This window comes from Polynucleobacter sp. 31A-FELB, from assembly GCF_018882405.1.
In the GTDB taxonomy this organism is placed as follows: Bacteria; Pseudomonadota; Gammaproteobacteria; order Burkholderiales; family Burkholderiaceae; genus Polynucleobacter.
In genome coordinates this window covers 1-2352 of record NZ_JACVOO010000036.1, presented here as the reverse complement: position 1 = coordinate 2352, position 2352 = coordinate 1, and the positions used below count along the sequence as shown (strand labels likewise).

At 42.3% G+C, this 2352-nt stretch carries 3 protein-coding genes and 1 pseudogene; 2 read left to right on the top strand and 2 right to left on the bottom strand.

What is annotated here, in order from left to right; translation table 11 throughout:
- On the bottom strand, positions 1-63 hold a 63-nt coding region (locus ICN30_RS11830; RefSeq protein ID WP_223146557.1), incomplete at its 3' end, for a transposase.
- A 126-nt stretch (positions 64-189) separates the two neighbouring features.
- Between ICN30_RS11830 and ICN30_RS11500 the strand changes: the two genes are divergently transcribed.
- Together ICN30_RS11500 and ICN30_RS11495 are read left to right on the top strand one after the other, a co-directional pair.
- Positions 190-1068 carry a phosphate/phosphite/phosphonate ABC transporter substrate-binding protein gene (locus ICN30_RS11500; RefSeq protein ID WP_216275779.1) on the top strand — a complete coding sequence of 293 codons (879 nt, stop codon included), beginning with the start codon at positions 190-192 and terminating at the stop codon, positions 1066-1068.
- Positions 1058-2203, top strand: a complete 1146-nt coding sequence (locus ICN30_RS11495; protein ID WP_216275777.1) for a GGDEF domain-containing protein — start codon at positions 1058-1060, stop codon at positions 2201-2203. Before ICN30_RS11500 ends, ICN30_RS11495 begins: the two co-directional genes overlap by 11 nt.
- Positions 2204-2237: 34 nt before the next feature.
- Here the strand turns inward: ICN30_RS11495 and ICN30_RS11490 are convergent.
- Positions 2238-2352 (bottom strand): annotated as a pseudogene (locus ICN30_RS11490) (IS30 family transposase); the annotation flags it as partial.

Here is a 2352-nt window from a genome sequence, read left to right as displayed (position 1 = left end):
TTCAACTACCTGTTTGACTGCCTCTAACTTGAACTCTTCAGTAAACCGTCTTCTTGTACTCATGACACACCTCCTAATAGACTAAATATTAGGCTAGAAAGTGTCTATAGAAGTGGTAGCGATTCACTCTAAAGAATTGCCTGCTTTATTAAATTCGTATTTCAAATAGTTTAATTTTTAATGGTAAGTGTGGAGCCTTGGAATGCGTCAAAACATAACTCGCAGAAATTCATTCCACATCTTATTAATTCTTTGGAGCTTGTCATTGCAAGCATCAGCGGCTTGCCTTGGCGATCAAAAAGCAAGTCAATATATTCGATCGCCATTGTTCCGCAACTTTCTCTTTCCGTACTCTATTCAAAATGGTCGCCCTTGTTAGAGCGAGTCGGAAAAATCTCTGGCCAGTGCTTCAGTTTGGAGATTCCACAAACCATTCCTGTATTTGAAAAGCAGCTCTTAAGTGGGGTGCCAGATTTTGCATTTGTTAACCCTTACCATGAAGTAATGGCAAAAAGGCGTCAAGGCTACATTCCACTATTAATTGATGGCAGCGCTAAATTAACTGGCATCCTCGTTGTAAAAAATGACAGCCCCATTCAAAGTATTCAAGAGCTGCAAGGCAAAGAAGTTGCTTTTCCCGCACCTAATGCCTTTGCTGCTTCATTATTAATACGGGCTGAGTTAGCTAAAAAGGGTATTCAGATTCGGCCAAAATATTTAAAGACGCATGCCAGCGGCTATCGCTCAGTTGTAATAGGGGATATTGTGGCATCTGGCGGAGTAAACAATACCTTGATGCGAGAAGAATCCTCTCTTCGGGAGCGCCTAAGAGTTCTCTATGAAACTTCAGGATATGCGCCGCATCCATTTGTCTCAAACCCCCGAGTTCCACTTAGCGTTAGAAAGTCTGTCACAGCTGCATTTATTTCTATAAGCCAAGAGCCCAATGGCGAACTATTACTTGAAGCGGTACAAATTCCAAAACCGATTCCATCTGACTATAAGCGGGACTTTGCTCCTTTAGAAAAGCTCAATTTAGATAAATTTGTGGTGCTTGATGAAAGTTAGTTCATTATTGCAACGCTCTATTGGCACCCGCGCTTTGTTAAAGGGTGGAGCTTTGATTGGCATAGGTACGGTTATAGCCGCAGTAATTACTATGCTGTGGTTTGATTCTCGCGCCCATCAAATTCGAGTGGCCGGTCTTGAGTCGACAGCAAAAATTATGACGGAAGGAGTCGCTAATTCAATACGAGATGATGTAATTGCTCAAAACTACGCAGACCTTGAAAGCCGTTTAAAGCAAGCAATGTCAGATAATCGGATTATCTCCATACTGGTTGCTGATGAGGATGGCAAGGTGCTATCTCATGTCAAGAGAGATCCTGCGTTGGGTGAAGTGGTAGTTTTATATTCATCCCCTTTTATCGATATCTCATCTGTCTTTTCAGAAGCCCGAACGGAGGCTTTTATTACATCTAAATGGCTGCGCTTAGAAGCCGGAGTCCCGATTGGTTGGCTCAAGATGGAAATTGGAGGCACCGATGTAGATGATGCCTTGATCAGGCTAAGAAGACATGTCGGCCTCTCGCTTTTGTCGGCCTGTATCATTTTATTAACGGCCTTAGCGCTTGTAGTGCGACGCACCTACAGACTCCTTCAGTTAGAAGAAAAAATGGTGCTTAATAAGAGTAGAGTGCTTGAGCAAGTTGCCTATCACGATAGTCTTACTGGACTTCCCAATCGACATCTTTTGCTAGATCGGATCAATCAAGCAGTTGCTTATAGCGATCGCAATTACAATAAGTTTGCAGTATGTTTTAGTGATTTAGATGGGTTCAAACTTATTAATGATGAGCATGGGCATGATGCAGGGGACTACGTATTAAAAGAGGTTGCAAGACGGCTAAAGCTTTGTGTTCGAGCCAATGACACGGTGGCTCGTCTTGGTGGCGATGAATTTGTGATGCTATTAACTAATGTTGAAGTTAATAATGAGTTTCAAATGGCGCTAGATCGCATACTCTCTGAAGTTAGAAAGCCAATTTTATTGCCTAGCGGTGTTGCGGTAACTGTAACCCTAAGTATTGGAATTGCTGTCTACCCAGACGATCCTAATTCGCCTTCAATATTGCTAGAGCATGCTGATCAGGCAATGTATGAAGTAAAAAGATCTCGTAAAAATAGCTGGCAAATTTATTAGTTAGGTATTGCAGAGTCTCTTATGGGTCTTGGATTCAACCGGTCAACGCAACAGATTGAGCAAAACGTTCTGCCGGTGTTTGATAGTTTAGTGTTTTTCTAGGGCGTTCATTTAGTTTCCTTGCCACTGCATTGAGCTTGGCTTGGGAG

Excerpts from the sequence above, each read along its gene's own strand:
- ICN30_RS11495 (WP_216275777.1), top strand. The coding sequence starts at position 1,058 with ATGAAAGTTAGTTCATTATTGCAACGCTCTATTGGCACCCGCGCTTTG.